The organism is Algoriphagus boseongensis, assembly GCF_004362805.1.
Taxonomy (GTDB): domain Bacteria; phylum Bacteroidota; class Bacteroidia; order Cytophagales; family Cyclobacteriaceae; genus Algoriphagus; species Algoriphagus boseongensis.
Genome location: NZ_SNYF01000007.1, coordinates 335474 through 349123 on the forward strand (window position 1 = coordinate 335474; position 13650 = coordinate 349123).

Consider the following 13650-nt stretch of genomic DNA (forward strand, 5'->3'; position numbering starts at 1 on the left):
TAGGGGATTACTTCTTTTTGTCTTTCAGCCCATCTTCAAGATCGTTCTGAATTTCTTTGGTAGCATCTTTGAATTCTCTGATGCCACGACCCAATCCTCGGGCCAATTCAGGGATCCTTTTTGCACCAAACAAAAGGAGGATTACCAGGATAATTAAAATCAAAGAACCTCCGCCCATGTTTTGAATGAAACCTAATGTAGTCATGATGGTGTGTGTTTAAGGATATACAGGTTACAAAGATACAACTGTCGGTCGCTTAGCCAAGGTTCCCGCGACTTCTATTAATCTTTTTTATGAATGTACGATTTTTGAATCTATTTGGATGTAATCCATGCTGCGGGGTCCATGATTTGTAGACCTTTCCAAGTTTCGAAGTGAACTTCAGCCTGCCCTTCAGCATTGGTGGATACCTGTCCGATGGATTCTTTGGCCTTTACATTCTGGCCAACTTTTACCGATACAGATTTTAAACGACTGTAAAGTGTGAAATATTCTCCGTGCTTAATTATAACAGTCAAGCCAAATCCCGGCAAGGTGGAAATCTTACTCACTGTCCCATCGAATACTGACCGAACATTAGAGTTGGGCTGGGTACGAATTTCCAGACCATCGCTGTCCAATACAATTCCTTTCAAGGTCGGGTGAGGGTAAGTTCCGTAACCAATTGAAACAAATCCGGTTTCTACAGGCCAAGGTAATTTACCTCTGTTTCCAGCAAAAGAACTTGATAAGGCCGCAGCTTCAGGTGTCATTGGCATGGAAGTACCAGCACGTTTGGTCGTAGTACTGTTGGTTTTATTGGCTTCGGCTTCAGCTCTTCGGATTTCATCTTCGATGGCAGCTTTGATCATTCTGTTGAGCTGCTCTTGCTGCTTTTTAGTCGCTGCGATCTGTCGCTGGATATCTCGTTCTTTTCTGGAAAGTGTATTGACCAAGCCTTGCTGGTCTTTTCTCATTTTTTCCAGCTTTTCCCGCTCAGTTCGCTCTTCTGCTAGGACAACCACCTTCTCTTCTTTTCTCTGATCCAGCAAAACTCGTTGTTCGGCCAATTCAGCAGTTAATTTCACAATTTGCTCGGCTTGCTGTTTTCGGCTGTCGCTGTACTGCTTGAGGTATTTTAGCCTCATGTACAATTGATTGAAATTTGTTGAGCTAAACACAAAAGCCACGATCGATAAGCCTCGATTTAATTTGGATGAATTGTAAATCATCCTTGCATATTCTGCTTTTAGGTCCTGGAGTTGCTGCTCTTGGCTTCGGATTTTTCTTTCTGTTTCCTCAATTTCCTGATTGATCAACCTAACTTCCCGATCCAAGGTATTTACCAATCGGTTTTGGGTTTGAAATTGCTGGGTAATGGCATTCAGCTCACCGATTGAGGTTCTTTTTGTGGCTGTTGTTTGTTTAAGAATAGCGTCAAATTCTCTCAATCTGGCCTGTACTTCGGCTTTTTCTCGCTCCAGTTCCTCTCTGGATTTTTTTGTCTGAGAAAAAATTTCCCCTGAGAAATAAGTCAGACAAAAAATAAATAAAACGGTGTATTTCAGAATTCTCATAAATCAAAATCTGAAAGGAAAGCTAAGTGGACTTGAATTTGGATCAATGGATGTCCATTCTAAATGAACAATAGTGGTTTGACTTCCCTCTGGAAGTCTGTAGGCAAATTTAAATAATACCTCTGCCGGAAAAGGTTGGGAATTTGCATCCAAGAACTTTGGAAAACTCGCCAAAAGGGAGCCCCGGTCATCCAAAGAATTTGAACTCATTTCAGAGACTTTTCTATGGGAGGTTTCCACTTTGCTGAAATAACGGACTCCGTTTCTTGTTTGGGTCAATTCGTACTTTTTACCAACCTTAACCAATCTGTCCTGATAGTCGAAAGGGAAGGGAGTATTGGCCCAGAGGATATTCTGAAAAATCTCCAAGGAAAGTTTCAAACCATACAGCCGCTCGAATTCTTCATAGGTTAAGTTGACATCGTCTTGCCCGACTCTATCCCGAATTTGGATTTTCTCCTGAGTGAAAAGTCCTCTGATTGCCTCCATTCCCATTCCCGGGGACATGGTAAACCAAAGTACACTATCTTTTTTAGCCCGTAGACTGAGTGTTCCTCGCGTTATTTTTCCGGATTCTTCCTCAATTACGATTTTTGCTTTGGCACTTAGGTATTCATATTCAGCCTCTACTGGCTCGAATTCCTTCATTTCTTCTCCACCATCAAAAAGAATTGTCTTTTTGGAACAGCTTGCCAAGGAGACTAAGCCGAAAAGAACAAGGGCTGCAAAAAGTTTATTCATAGTATTTTCCTTCTTTGATTTTCTTGTTCAGGTTTTCAGAAGCCTCGGGATTTCCTTCCACCTTTTTCCACCAGGAAATAGCCTCAGAAACTTTGCCAACATGGTATAAAATGTCTCCGTAGTGCTCCATGACTACTCCACTTGGGTCCGGATCATTTTCTATGGCCGTATGCATGTATTTCTGAGCTTCTTGATAATTCCCTATTTGAAACAAAACCCATGCATAGGTGTCTAAGTAAGTTGAATTGGTTGGGAATTTCTTCACTACCTTTTCCGCCATCGCTTTGGCCTTATCTAAGTTCTTTTTTTCTAAAGAAAGGAAGTAAGCGTAATTATTCAAGACCTGCTCGTCATTCGGATTGAGGGAAAGGGCTTTGTCAAAATAATAATATGCAGAGTCCTTCTCACCTAGATTGTAAAGGCTGTTTCCTAAAGATCCAAAAGCTACTTGGTCGAGCTGTGGGTTTTTGCCTGAGTTAAGTTCCAGAGATTTTTTAAGGGAATTGACGGCAGAAGAATCCTTCTTTTGAGCGGATTTCACAACTCCATCATAAAACCAAAATTCCGGTGCTTCTGGAAATTCATCCACACCAAGAATGGTGTAAGTTTCCAGCTCTTGGAAATTGGCATTTTCCCCAAAGGAATTCAAAATCACTTGTTCAAGGATTGCTGGGTTTTTAGGATCAGCCTGAATGGATCTTTTATAGAATTCAATCGCAGATTCCATATTTCCCTGCTTTTTCCTTCGCTCTCCAACAGCTTCCAAAACTTTAGCATCGTTTGAATGAAGCTTTAACATCTTGGTTTCCAACTGATCCAACAATTGATCTCTTTGAGTAGTCTGAAGCTCATTTAGGATAGAAATAAAAGTTTTGCTTTTCACCTCAGGATCTAAGTCAGGATTATCAAAGGCTGAAATCAAATTTTCTAGAGCCAGTTCATTTTGGCCTTTTTCCTTTAATAGGGTATAGGCAGCCATTCTTAGCTCAGGCTGATTGGGGTACTTTGCAATTTCCCCTTCCACTAGATTTAATGCGTCATCCAATTTCCCGTTGTTGTAAAGGATTTCGACTTGGTTGAGCACATAATTGGGATTGCCGGGAAAAGCCTCGATGAGTTTTTGTCCTTCATTTAAGGCACTTGGAAGGTTATTCTTGCGGAGATAAATTCTTTGCTTTTGCAAAGTAAAAGGCTCGCGAACTCCGTAATAATCTTCGGCTCTGTCCAAAACGACAAGTGCTTTATCGAACTCTCCGGCTTGCAGGTAGATAGATGCAAGATCGAGGTTGTATTGCTGATTCTTTTCGGTATCCGAGGTCAATCGATCCAAAATCTCAGCTGCCTTGAGCGGTTGCTTTAGATTGGTGAAAATCTCTGCTTCCATCAGGGCGTAATATTTATTGTCTGGGTCAGCTAGTGTGGCCTCTTCTGCAAATGGAAGGGCTTTTTCAGGTTGGTTGTTTCGGACAAGGACCTCAGCAATTTTGTAAGAAATAGCCGGTTCTTCGGGAGAAAATTCCCTTGCTTTTTGAAAATAGAAATAGGCTTTTTCCAAATCACCCAAGACAAGTGATTTTTCGCCTTCGATAAAATATCGGCTTCCTTTGGTCTTGTTTTCTTGGCGCTTTGCCTCTTTCTTGGACAATTTCTCCTGAGAAAAACCCTCAGGAATTCCTAGAAAAATTAGGCTGAATAAGAAAAGATAGGGGATGAATTTCACTTGCTTTTTTGAATGCAGCATTTAGGTACAAACATAATGCCTTTTGTGGAATTGGCCGGTTTTTTACCCAGTAATCCTCGTTGGTTTTAGGCTAAATTTCCTTCAATCTTTGAGGACTTATCTGGGGCTCCTGCGGACAAACAAGGCTTTGATTTGGTTTTTATCCAAAACGAGAATCAGTCCCAAAAAGATGAGGATCAGGAAATTTTTCAACATAAAATTCAGGATTTCTGATTCAAGGTTTAGGTAAAAACCTAAGTAGCTCAATCCAAATGCGCAAATTAGATAGATGAGCCCTTTGGAAGTTTGGTAAGGAATGGGGTAGAATTTTTGTCCATAAAAGTAGCAAAGCCCAGTCATGACCAAATAGCAGGTCAAGGTGCTCAAAGCACCACCCATATACCCCCAAACTGGAACCAAAAACCAAATAACCAAAACACTGACCACTGCCCCGGCCAAGGTGATCCAAAAGCTGTACTTGGTTTGGTCGGTGACTTTAAACCAAATTGAAAGGTTAAAATAGACGCCCAAAAGCAAATAGCCCATCAGTAAAACTGGGACTATGAAAAACCCTTCAGAATATACCGTGCCCTTCAAAAATAAAGGTCCAATCCAGAACAAGTTTACCGAGATGGCAATCATCAAAATCGAGCAGAATAGAACAAAAGCATGCATTACTTTGGCATACAATTCCGGAGAGTTTTTATCTGTTGATTGCTTAAAGAAGAAAGGTTCGGCGGCATATTTAAATGCCTGGATAACCAAATTCATCAAAATGGCCAGTTTGAAATTGGCTCCAAAGACTCCAGCAGCCTCTCTGGAACTCAAACCAGGATAGTAATTTTCAGGAAGCACGTATTCAAAAAGCAATCGGGAAACCAGTTCGTTGGTGACCCCTGCCAAGCCCATAAATAACAAAGGGAGGGAATAATTCCACATTGGGCCAAGAATGCTTTTCTCCAACCCAAATCCGAAAAATCCTGCTCTCCACCAAACGTATGGGATGATCAACCCATTAGCCAGCAGGTTGGAAAGAAGAATATATTCTACTCCCCAATTTTCGTTTAGGCCAAATCCCGTAGGATTGATTTGGCCACTAGAAGCCAATTCAGGAAGCCAAACAATGAAAAACAGATTGAAAAAGACATTTAAAAGGATGTTTATCAACTTGGCTCCGGCAAAGTCGAATGCTTTATTGTCAAGTCTAAGTTTGGCAAATGGGATGGCTAAAATCGCATCAAAAGAAAGGATCAATGCTGTCCAGCGGAATAAATAAGCCTTTCCTGGGTAATCCATTACCTGAGCCAACCAAGGTGCGGCCAGATAAACTCCAGTTCCCAATGTTAGCGTCGAAAGGATAAGAAGGGTTTGGGTACTTCGGTAAACGGTTTGAGGATTGAGATTTTTTCCTGTTGAAAATCGAAAAAAAGCTGTCTCCATTCCATAGGTGAAAACAATGTTTAAAAAACCGATTAAAGCATAAATCCCGGTAAAAGCACCTAAAGCCGCCGTATCCAGATAGGCGGTGTAGATGATGATTAATAAAAAATTGATGGAACGACCGAGGATACTGCTCAGTCCATAAATAGCCGTTTGACCGGCAAGTTTTTTCAGGTTGCTCATGGAGTAGCGAGGGGCTTACTCTCCCTTGAAAACCGGCTTTCTTTTTTCCAAAAATGCAGAGGTTCCTTCCTTATAATCTCCGGATTTGACGCATCTGGCAAAGCTATTGGCTTCAGTTTGGTAGCCGTTTTCTTCTGAGAGATAGACTGCATTGACACAATCTACTATCATGCCAATTGCCAAAGGAGCCTTGCTCATGATTTTTCCAATGATTTCCTCGGCCTTGGCAATAGCTTCTGCTTTGGTAGGAAGTAAATGATTCACCAAGCCAAGATTTTTGGCTTCTTCTGCGCCGATCATATCTCCGGTCATCATCAACTCAAAGGCTTTTCCTTTTCCTGCTAAAATCGTCAAACGCTGAGTACCCCCATAGCCAGGGATGATTCCTAAATTGACTTCAGGCTGACCGAATTTTGCATTTGCAGAGGCAATCCGCATGTGGCAAGCCATGGCCAATTCACATCCTCCGCCTAAAGTAAATCCATTGGTTACCGCGATCACAGGCTTGTGACAATTTTCAATCATCGCAAAAATCTCCTGTCCGTTTTCTGCAAATTTCCTTGCATTCACCTCATTCAGATTGGCAATTTCACTGATGTCTGCACCTGCCACAAAAGCCTTTTCTCCTGCTCCGGTGATGATTACTGCTTTGATAGCTTTATTGTCTACCACCTCTTCAAAGATCGATTTAAGTTCTTCAAGAGTATCGAAATTCAATGCATTTAGCTTGTCTTCCCGATTGATAGTGAGGTAAAGGAGTCCGTTTTTTTCTTCGGTCAGGATATTTGCAAAATCTGCCATAAAGACTAAGGATGTGAAAAGCAAATATACGGTAAGGGCATGCAAAGCCAAACTTGATGCCTTTGAATTATCCAAAATGCCTTCATTTTTTGACTTTTAAATAGAAAATAAACTGAAAGATTCCCGGAGAATAACTGAATTCCATCGGGTCAAAAAAGCATTTTTGATTACTTTTGCCGTACGAAAATTTCAACTAAACAAACTACCCTTATGTCCTCCAAAAGAAAAATTACAGTTGCATACGGCGACGGAATCGGTCCGGAAATCATGAAAGCCACCTTGGCTATTCTGGAAGCTGCCGGAGCTCAACTGGAATACGATGTGATTGAAATCGGTGAGCAAGTATACCTCAAAGGGATCAGTTCAGGAATGGAACCTAAATCTTTTGATTCTTTGAGAGAGACCAAAGTTTTTTTGAAATCACCAATCACTACCCCTCAGGGTGGAGGATTTAAGTCCTTGAATGTAACTACCAGAAAGTCTTTTGGATTGTACGCCAATGTCAGACCCTGTAAGGCCTACGCCCCATTCATCAAAACCCATTTTCCAAAAACTGACTTGGTGATCATCCGAGAAAATGAGGAAGATCTTTACGCAGGTATCGAGCACAGACAAACTCAGGAAGTTTACCAAACTCTGAAACTGATTTCTCAGCCAGGTTCTGAGAAAATCATCCGTTATGCTTTTGAGTATGCTAAAAAATATGGCCGAAAGAAAGTGACCTGCATGACCAAGGACAATATCATGAAATTGGCCGATGGTCTTTTCCACAAAACTTTTGACGAGATAGCTAAAGAATATCCTGAAATTCAGACAGAGCATAAAATCATCGATATCGGAACGGCTTTGATTGCAGAGCGTCCTGAAATTTTTGATGTGATCGTTACGCTCAACCTTTATGGAGATATTATTTCCGACGTAGCTGCCCAGGTGACAGGTTCTGTAGGACTTGGAGGTTCGGCAAACGTTGGGGAAGAAGTAGCGATGTTTGAAGCTATCCACGGTTCTGCTCCAGATATCGCAGGTATGGATATGGCCAACCCTTCCGGTTTGCTGAATGGTGCGATCATGATGTTGGTTCATATCGGTCAACCTGAAATTGCGGAGAAAATTTCCAATGCCTGGATGAAGACCTTGGAGGATGGAATTCATACCGGAGATATTTATCAGGAAGGTCTATCCAGCAAAAAAGTGGGAACTCAGGAATTCGCACAGGCGGTGATTGAAAGATTAGGTCAAATGCCGGCTAAAATGATTCCTGCTTCTTTTGACAAGGAAGACACCAAGCCAATGAACGTGAAGCTTAAGCCTGTTAACAAGGCTAAGAAAGAATTGACTGGTGTGGATGTATTTATCGACTGGGATGAGGACGGAAGAAATCCAAATGTGATCGGTGAAAGATTACGTCAGGCTAATGTTAATGGACTTCAATTGCATCTGATTACCAACAGGGGAGTAAAAGTTTTCCCAGAAGGTTTGAAAGAAACATTCTGTACAGACCACTGGAGATGCAGATTCAAATCCGCTGACGGAAGAGTGGTTTCCCATGATGAGGTTTTGGCTCTATTGGGACAGATCCAAGGACTTGGATTTGATTTCATCAAAACTGAGCACCTATACACTTTCGATGGAGTCAGAGGTTATTCTTTGGCGCAAGGGGAATAAAGTGAATTTTGGAAAACAACAATGGAGTTGATCACCTTAGTTTTAACCATAGTTTCTGTTTTGACAGGTCTGGTTGGTGTTTCAATTATCTTTTGGTTGCTTTTCACAGGCCTTATTAATAATGATCGGAAGAAAATGGGTAAAGCCGTTAAAGTCTTGTTCATTTGCGCTGGTGCTATATTAATAATTCAAATCGTTCAGTTTGCCTTTGCGATCTTTTAATAGAGTTCTATAAATATTTGAATCTGGCTGATAATTGGGGAGAGGAAACTTTCCCCTTTTTCTTTAGACTCATTTGTACTTTGTACTTTGTACATGGTACTTTGGTATTTCCATGCAAAAGCAAGTCCTCATCATTACGTATTATTGGCCACCCAGTGGAGGTTCCGGTGTTCAGCGTTGGTTGAAATTTGCCAAATACCTTCCAGAAGCTGGATGGGAGCCTGTGATTTTCACTCCTGAAAATCCAGATTTTGATTTGAAAGACGAAAGTCTCCAAAAGGAAATCCCTACAAGTTTGGAGGTTATCAAATTTCCGATTTGGGAACCATACCAGCTTTTTTCCAGGGTAAAAAGGAAATCCAAAACTCATCCAGGACGACTTTTGGAGCAAAAGGAAAAAGGGTTTTTGGAAAAGGCTGCCATCTGGATGCGAGCCAACTTTCTGGTACCGGATCCTAGAGTTTTTTGGGTGAAGCCATCTGTGAAATTCCTGCTTGATCTGGTTCAAAACGGACAATATCAGGCAGTAATCACGACTGGACCGCCTCATAGCATGCATTTGATCGGAAGAGAACTCAAGCGAAAAACCGGACTGACTTGGATAGCTGATTTTCGTGATCCTTGGTCTCAATGGGAGTTTTTGGATAAACTCCCCATGGCAGCTCGAATTCGGAAAAGACATTTGCAACTGGAGGAGTCTGTTTTAAAGGAAGCCGATGAGGTCATTACTATTTCTCCAACTTTTCAACTTGATCTAGAGAAATTATCCCATCGCAAAATTCAGCTCCTGACGAATGGGTTTGACCCTGCCGATATCCCTTCCGATTTTTCTCCAAAAGCAAAAGTGAAAGAAAAGCTTCATTTGGTTTACACCGGAGTGATTGATGCAATCAGAAATCCAATTCCCCTTTTAAAAGCAATCAAGGAAGAATTTCAGGGAACAGGGGAGGAAGTTGACTTCACTTTTGTAGGGAAGGTTTCGGATCCTGTGAAGGAGTTTGTAGCCGCTGATTCTTGGCTTGTCAATCGCATTCATTTTCCGGGTTACGTTTCCCATGGGGAGGTTTTTGGATTTTATGCGAAGGCCGATGGCCTAGTTTTGATCCTCACCGATACCAAAAATGCCAAAGGAAATATTCCGGGTAAGCTATTTGAATACCTGGCTACAGGAATCCCTATAGTTGCTTTGGGTGATCCTGAGGGGGATTCAGCGCAGATTTTGAATCAGGCTGAGGGTGGAAAAGTCATTCGGCATGAGGATTTTGTGGGGATTCAGGTTGTTTTGCGGGAACTGATGGATGGAAAAGGAAAAGGCGGAAATTCACCTCAATTCGCCCGATTCTCCCGAAGATCTTTAACTTTTGATTTAGCCAAAATTCTGGATGCTCATACCCTTTCTTGATCTAAAACGAATGGATTCCAGCCTAAAGGAAAGGCTAAAGGATCGCTTTGAGAAGGTGCTTGAAGAAGGGATTTTTTCAGGAAGGCTAGAGGTGCAAAATTTTGAAAATACAGTCTCAAAATTTCTGAAATCTTCCTATTCGATTTCTTGTGCCAATGGGACTGACGCTTTGGAACTCGCCCTTCGTGCCCTGAGTATCGGTCTGGGTGATGAAGTGATTGTTCCCGCTTTAACTTGGGTTTCTACTGCAGAGGCGGTGGTTTTGGTTGGGGCGAAACCGGTTTTTGTGGATACGGATGAGCAGGGATTGATTTCTGAAGACTGGCCAAATGCCATGACTCCAAAAACCAAAGCAGTTATTCCAGTTCATTTATATGGGAAAATGGTGGACATGGAGCCCTTGGTTCAAAAAGCTTCTCAATCTGGGATTTTTGTTATCGAAGATGCAGCTCAAGCTTTTGGGGCTTTTCAAAAAGGCAAAGCAGCTGGAACTTGGGGTGATGTGGGTTGCTTAAGTTTTTATCCCACCAAAAATCTTGGAGCCCTTGGTGAAGCTGGAATGTGTTTAACTCAGAATTCTGCTTTGCCTGAAAAAATCCGACTCCTACTCAATCACGGACAGCCAGTTCGGGATCAACATGAACTTGTTGGAAGAAACAGTAGAATTGATTCCATTCAGGCAGCATTTCTGAATGTAATGCTGGAAGATTTTGAAGGAAATCAAACAAGGCGAAAGGCAATTGCTAAGTACTATTTGGAAGAGTTTTCCGGAATTTCGGATTTGATTTTACCGGAAGGAATTTTAGCCGAGGACCATAATGCACACCTTTTTGTTGTCCAAACCGAGCGAAGGGATGAATTGAGAAGACATTTGGAAAAAATAGGGATAGGAACAGCGATTCATTATCCAAAGATCCTGCCTGAGATGAAGCCTTTTTTAACATTAGAAGGAGATTTCTCAATTTCAGAAAGGCTTTCAAAAAAGATTCTCTCTATTCCGCTGAACTCGCATTTGAATTCAGATGAGGTAAATACGATTATTCGGGAAATCAAAAGTTTTTTCTTACCCTAAGATTAATAGTCGAAATGCATTGAAGTATTTTTTCTATTTTCCCCAATGAGCTTTTCAGACGAGCCGATATTTATTGCAGGGGTACTATGCATAGGCGTGTTTTTCGCGCAATGGCTGACTCGTTTTTCTTGGGGAAAGACCGTAGGGACTCCGATTTGGGTGATTCTCTTTTGTGCCCTTTTTTCCAATATTGGAATTATTCCAAGTGCAATGGGTGGTAATCCAGTTTATGATGGAGTTTTCATGTATCTCGCCCCTTTGGGGATATTTATTGCCTTATTGGAAGTTGATTTGAAAAGTGTCAAAAAAGCTGGACTTCCCTTGCTCTTGATGTTTTTGTTAGGATCCTTGGCTACGGTTGTAGGTGTTTTGGTTGCTTGGTTTGTCGCTAACCCTGAAGCTAAGATTGGGGATTTGGCTCCGGCTGTGGCGGGAATGTACACTGGGACCTATATCGGCGGCTCCATCAATTTCAATGCGGTTGCATTGCACTATAAAGTGAATGAGGCGGGGAATCTTTTTGCCGCGACTACCGTGGTGGATAATCTGATTGGTACACCTTGGATTATTGCCACCTTGATTTTGCCTAAATACCTGCAGAAGCTTTTTCCTAGAAAAAAGCTTGCTTCCGCTCAAGGAACTGAGAAAATTCAATCCATAGAACATATCTCCATTTCCTCCTTAGCTTCCATTTTGGCCCTAGGTTTATTAGGAATGACAGTGAGCAAAGTTTTGGTTTATTGGTTTCCCAGTGTTCCTGAAATTATCTTTTTGACCACCCTTGCCTTGATTCTAGCTCAGTTTCCGTCTGTGCAGCAACTCTACGGAAAACATACAATTGGCTTTTTCTTGATTTTAATTTTCCTGGCTGTGATAGGTACGCTTTGTGATTTTGGGGCATTAGCTCAGTCGGGAGATATTGCAGGTAGTTTATTGCTGTTTGTTGGCGTTTTAGTCGCCGTTCATGGCTTGGTAATTTTTGGAGTTGGCGCACTATTCAAAATGGATTGGGATGTGATAGCAGTTGCTTCCCAAGCCAATGTAGGAGGAAATACGACAGCTATTGCAGCTGCTGAAAGTTTGAATAGGCCAGATTTATTGATTCCGGGGGTTCTTGTTGGGAGCCTTGGCAATGCGCTTGGAACATATATTGGCTTTGCGGTAGCGGGGTTTTTATAGAAGCAAGTATCAAGTATCAAGTCGCTGGTAACAGGAGGCAAGATTCAAGAAGCTAGACACAAGAGGCTCGAAATAACTTCATTATTTGGCGTTCATCATTCGATGTTCGAAATTGATTCAATAATGGATCAAATTCAGAATTATCGAAAGATTAAAATTTCGAATATCGAACTCCGAATGTCGAATATCGAAGTAAACTAGAGGCTACACTCAACATCAATAACCCAATAACATTGCCCACTAACCCAAAATCCTATGGAATCCAGTGTTTTAACTGAGCTTTTTCTGCCACTTGCTCTTGCAGTGATTATGTTTGGGATGGGCTTGAGCCTAACCTTGGAGGACTTTAAGCGGATTTTAATCTATCCTAAAGCGGTTACTTTAGGCTTGGTCAATCAACTAATATTGCTGCCTTTAGTGGCCTTTTTCATAGCCAAATTATTTCAACTCCCTCCAGAACTTGCAGTGGGATTGATGATTTTGGCAGCCTGTCCAGGTGGAGCCACTTCTAATTTGATTACCCATCTGGCAAAAGGAGATTCGGCACTTTCCATCACGCTTACTTCCTTTTCTTCTTTGATCACTGTGATCACGATTCCATTCTTAGTTAATTTTTCCATCGTTTACTTTATTCCAGGAGGAGAGGAGCAAAAGTTGGAGATTTTAGGAACAGTCATCGCAGTATTGGCTATTACAATTATTCCTGTTGTCATTGGAATGTTGGTGCTAAGGAAAGCTCCTGGACTAGCTCAACTATTGGAAAACCCGTTCCGGAAGTTTTCTACCATCTTTTTTGTGATCATTGTTGTCGCAGCTTTTGTTAAGGAAAAGGATAACCTGGTTCAGTTTTTTATCGATGCGGGGCCAGCTTCACTGGCTTTGAACCTGGCTACTCTTGGACTTGGATATGGCTTGTCAAAACTCGCAGGATTGGATTTCAAACAAAGGCTGACTATCGCCATTGAGTCAGGAATCCAGAATGGAACATTGGGGATTACGATCGCAGCTACTTTGATTGTAAACTCCGTTATGACCATCCCTTCGGCGATTTACAGCTTGATTATGTTTGGGACTGCTGCTTTAATTATTTTGCTGGGTAATCGCAGATGACTTCCAGCCATATTTTAAATAGCCTCTATGAATTCACCTAATTTTCAAATAAGACTCACTGAAATTTCAGATATAGAACGACTTGTAGACGTCGCAAGAAAATCATTTTTACAAGCTTTCACAGCAGGGAATAAACTTGAGAATGTTGAGGCTTACCTAAATGAAGCTTTTACCTTAGAAAAACTTGAAGAAGAATGGAGAGACCCAAATTCAAAATTTTTTATAGCCATATCTGGGAGTGAAATTTTAGGTTATTCAAAGCTTAATTTAAATCCTGCACAGACCGATATCCATGATCCTGAAAGTTTGGAGATAGCCAGGCTTTATGTTTTAGAGGAATATTTAGGCAAAGGAGTGGGGGATCTTCTGATGGAAAAGGCGAAGGAATTTGCAAAGCAAAACCAATTGACCTATCTCTGGCTGGGAGTTTGGGAACATAATCCCCGTGCTATCCGATTTTATGAGAAAAAGGGCTTTAGCATCTTTGGAAGTCACCCTTTTCAATTTGGAGATGAGTTGCAGAATGATTTCTTGATGCGCTTTGATTTGGAATAATCT

12 protein-coding genes are annotated in these 13650 nt (G+C 41.4%); 6 read left to right on the forward strand and 6 right to left on the reverse strand.

The annotated features are described in order from the left end of the window. Positions 1-7: 7 nt before the first annotated feature. The 6 genes from tatA to DFQ04_RS12920 all read right to left on the reverse strand — a co-directional run bounded on the left by tatA (position 8) and on the right by DFQ04_RS12920 (position 6442). Positions 8-205 carry a twin-arginine translocase TatA/TatE family subunit gene (gene tatA, locus DFQ04_RS12895; protein ID WP_026951369.1) on the reverse strand — a complete coding sequence of 66 codons (198 nt, stop codon included), beginning with the start codon at positions 203-205 and terminating at the stop codon, positions 8-10. 110 nt (positions 206-315) lie between these two features. Then, complete coding sequence (locus tag DFQ04_RS12900; protein WP_133556494.1) at positions 316-1557, reverse strand: murein hydrolase activator EnvC family protein; 1242 nt, start codon at positions 1555-1557, stop codon at positions 316-318. A 3-nt stretch (positions 1558-1560) separates the two neighbouring features. Next, positions 1561-2298 (reverse strand): DUF4292 domain-containing protein, encoded by a 738-nt coding sequence (locus tag DFQ04_RS12905; RefSeq protein WP_133556495.1) that lies wholly within the window; start codon positions 2296-2298, stop codon positions 1561-1563. Further along, positions 2291-4039, reverse strand: a complete 1749-nt coding sequence (locus DFQ04_RS12910; RefSeq protein ID WP_133556497.1) for a tetratricopeptide repeat protein — start codon at positions 4037-4039, stop codon at positions 2291-2293. The genes DFQ04_RS12905 and DFQ04_RS12910 overlap by 8 nt, the downstream gene beginning before the upstream one ends. A gap of 96 nt (positions 4040-4135) precedes the next feature. Next, a complete protein-coding gene (locus DFQ04_RS12915; RefSeq protein WP_133556499.1) occupies positions 4136-5641 on the reverse strand; it encodes a lipopolysaccharide biosynthesis protein in 1506 nt (501 codons plus the stop codon). A gap of 15 nt (positions 5642-5656) precedes the next feature. After that, positions 5657-6442, reverse strand: coding sequence for an enoyl-CoA hydratase/isomerase family protein (locus DFQ04_RS12920; RefSeq protein ID WP_133556837.1), 786 nt, complete (start codon positions 6440-6442; stop codon positions 5657-5659). 210 nt (positions 6443-6652) lie between these two features. Between DFQ04_RS12920 and DFQ04_RS12925 the strand changes: the two genes are divergently transcribed. From DFQ04_RS12925 to DFQ04_RS12950, 6 genes are all read left to right on the forward strand, one after another. Continuing rightward, positions 6653-8107, forward strand: a complete 1455-nt coding sequence (locus DFQ04_RS12925) for an NADP-dependent isocitrate dehydrogenase (protein ID WP_133556501.1) — start codon at positions 6653-6655, stop codon at positions 8105-8107. 334 nt (positions 8108-8441) lie between these two features. Then, on the forward strand, positions 8442-9731 hold the full coding sequence (locus tag DFQ04_RS12930) for a glycosyltransferase family 4 protein (RefSeq protein ID WP_133556502.1): 1290 nt from the start codon (positions 8442-8444) through the stop codon (positions 9729-9731). Positions 9732-9741: 10 nt separating this feature from the next. Next, positions 9742-10803: a DegT/DnrJ/EryC1/StrS family aminotransferase gene (locus tag DFQ04_RS12935; RefSeq protein WP_243739684.1), complete on the forward strand. Its 1062-nt coding sequence runs from the start codon at positions 9742-9744 to the stop codon at positions 10801-10803. A gap of 45 nt (positions 10804-10848) precedes the next feature. After that, a complete protein-coding gene (locus tag DFQ04_RS12940) occupies positions 10849-11982 on the forward strand; it encodes a DUF819 family protein (RefSeq protein WP_133556507.1) in 1134 nt (377 codons plus the stop codon). Positions 11983-12237: 255 nt separating this feature from the next. Further along, positions 12238-13092, forward strand: coding sequence for a bile acid:sodium symporter family protein (locus tag DFQ04_RS12945; RefSeq protein WP_133556508.1), 855 nt, complete (start codon positions 12238-12240; stop codon positions 13090-13092). Positions 13093-13119: 27 nt separating this feature from the next. Next, complete coding sequence (locus tag DFQ04_RS12950; RefSeq protein WP_133556510.1) at positions 13120-13647, forward strand: GNAT family N-acetyltransferase; 528 nt, start codon at positions 13120-13122, stop codon at positions 13645-13647. Positions 13648-13650: the final 3 nt, after the last annotated feature.